This window comes from Leptospira ainlahdjerensis (assembly GCF_016919175.1).
Lineage (GTDB): Bacteria > Spirochaetota > Leptospiria > Leptospirales > Leptospiraceae > Leptospira > Leptospira ainlahdjerensis.
In genome coordinates, this window is sequence record NZ_JAFFPU010000019.1 from 1 (window position 1) to 2,644 (window position 2,644).

At 40.4% G+C, this 2,644-nt stretch carries 3 protein-coding genes; all 3 read right to left on the minus strand.

From position 1 onward, the window contains the following. Positions 1-99 precede the first annotated feature (99 nt). The gene (locus JWG45_RS04770) at positions 100-309 is read right to left on the minus strand and encodes a hypothetical protein (protein WP_205278641.1); all 210 of its coding nucleotides are present in this window, start codon (positions 307-309) and stop codon (positions 100-102) included. Positions 310-574: 265 nt separating this feature from the next. Continuing rightward, complete coding sequence (locus JWG45_RS04775; protein WP_205278642.1) at positions 575-1,159, minus strand: hypothetical protein; 585 nt, start codon at positions 1,157-1,159, stop codon at positions 575-577. A gap of 69 nt (positions 1,160-1,228) precedes the next feature. Continuing rightward, a partial coding sequence (locus JWG45_RS04780; RefSeq protein WP_205278643.1) for a hypothetical protein occupies positions 1,229-2,644 on the minus strand: 1,416 nt, incomplete at its 5' end.

Sequence of the window (2,644 nt, forward strand, 5' to 3'; positions counted from 1 at the left end):
GATCAACTCTTCAATGTATTGAAGAGTTGAATCAAAGGCCGATTTTGTCAATGGAAAAGGGGTGTCTGAGTTTTTTTTGTTTCAATGATCGTTTGTGTTTTACTTTGGAAGATATGGAAGCATTTCTTTAATCCGTTCTAAATCCTCGGGAAGCATTCGAACCTTCACGAGGCTTTCCTGTTTAGGATCAAAGTAAATACAGCTTACTTCCGGGGTCCAAGCGACTTCGACATACATCTTTTGGCCGCTTCTCTTGTCTCTTACCGCTTCGCCTAACACGTATCCTTTTTTGATTGTGTTCTCTTCCATTCTCTCTCTCCGATTCTAAAACCAACGTTCACCTTCTTACGAAAACGTAAGCCTAACGTTTCCCTTGTGAGCGTTTCGAAAACTCGTCATGAAAACGAGTTCGCCGACTCATGCCTGACATTTCTTTTCTTTCTAAAATTTGATCCAAAAATCATGAAATTCAACTTTTGAATACGATTTTGAGATTCAGCTTGATTGAAAATTAAATCAGGGATTCGTTATATTAGAAAAATATCCGCAAGGTTAATTTTTGCGAGGCTCAGCCTCAACTATCAAAAGGCAATATTTCAGAGATGCAGAGATTCTTGTTCTCTTTCCTAAACACATCTTCAATATAGATTTCGATAAGAAAATATTTGAAAAATACTTTTCCCTGGGACGGATTTCCATTAAAAGCTGAGTCATTATCTGCTGAAAAGGACATTAAATCGATACCTTCAGAATCAAATTTCATATTATCTTCACGTAAGATATCCACTTGTTCATTCTTAAATATAACCTTTGTCATCAATTTCATTTTTTTGATATTTAAGTATTTCAAATTAAACTTTTTCCCTAAATCAGTACATCCGACAACCCACCAGCGTGTACTGTATTCTTGATTTCGAGGAGTCTTAATTACAATCGTAGGTTTGTTTCCAGATAAAATCGGAAATTCCACATACGTTTTAGAAGAACGATCAAATAGTTTCTTTTGATCTTCTGGCTTCAGGCCAACGATCTCGGGTATGATCACTTTCTTTTTTTCTCGGGCCATTCGTTTGTAACCCGTGTTAATGTCTTCTTGCAATCCAAAATCTTGAGCTATTAAAATCCCGCATGTGAAGAAAGATAAAATTAAGATTCTCATATATAGAAATCCTCCATTACTTCGGCTAAGTTCCTTACACCTACAAATAGGGGAAGGAACCGATTGCAATCAATGATTAAATTTTACATTGTAATCTTTGTATTGTGGTTTATCGGACTTAAATTTCTCCAATTCTTTTTGCATCAATTCCCCTCTCGCATTCGATCTTAAATCATTCAACTTGTTCATAAGCCCATCGCTGTAATCGGAAGAGTTGATGACCGAATATCCAAAGCCGGAATTGTTTTTAATCAGATTTTCCATACTATTGTAAGCTCCATGCTTCCCTTGTGCCTTACTAATATCTGAAGGTTGAAAAACCTTGTTAGTCCCACTTTGAGCATCATAGTAGTAGCTCATGTTTGTGATCTGACATCCTTGGGAATAGTTGTCCACTCGACCGGGTTGTAAAGTAACGGTCAGAGTTTTACTTGGATTGTCTCTGGAAATATTCACCGCATCTTTATTCCCTTGATGAAAGAAAACACCACCAATATTAGTCAGGGCGGAAATCGCTCTTTCTGTCACACTATGGTTCCCATCGGCGTTAACATCTCTTGCACCAGTAAATTTTCCGTCATGAGTTCTTCCTAAAATTGCATTTTTCCAACTATCAGCTCCGTTTCTTCTGTCATCCATTACGATAGTTGTATGTCCTGTGGAAACCTCTCCGACACCACCCAATGCCGCACTGCCAGAATAACTTTTTTGTCCCGGTTGAGTAGATCCGAAATGTACCGATTCCAATTTTCCCTTGTTAATCGCTAAGAAAAAATCATTATGAGTCGCATTTTGAGAATCTACAGGAACTCTTACTCCAACCATGTTCAATCCACTATCGTTCCAACCATATCCTTTGGTTAGCGCCAAACCTTTTGAATACGTCGCCAAATCACCGTTCGCCGCTCCATACGCCATCAAATCTTTACCTTTCTGATATCGCTGGGGACTCATTGTTGCAGGGTTAATCTCTACCCATTCCGATTGTCCATTCACCTTTTGTTTTTGATACAGTTTACCACTGGAATCTTCCACAATTTCGCCACCGGGCTTGAGTTTTAATTGGCCTGCAACCACTCCCGCAGTTGCACCAACTTCAAGGGTAGATTTAGCCGCCTTCTGGCCTTCCAAATGCTTCAGCTCCGCCATCTTTTTAGAAAGTTCTTTTGCTGCTGCTACTTCCCCAGACCCGCCTTTGGCGTCACTCATCGAACCGTTTCCGTCCGCGAGCAAGATCCCTTCACTCAACTCTTTCTTCAACTGAGCAATTCTTTGATCAACGGGATCAGCCGGTTCTCCTGGTTTTTTAGAACCATTAGCTGACTCTCCGTCTCCCTCATTGCGTCTTCCTGCAACCTCAACCCCAATCCCAGCCAAAGTCGCGGCCCCTTGTTCAGCGTTGTTCCTGCTCTGAGCGGATTTAGAACGTTCTGCTTCCTGCATGTCCGCGTCTTCTTTCGCCTTTCCCGAAACAAAGTCAGCCTT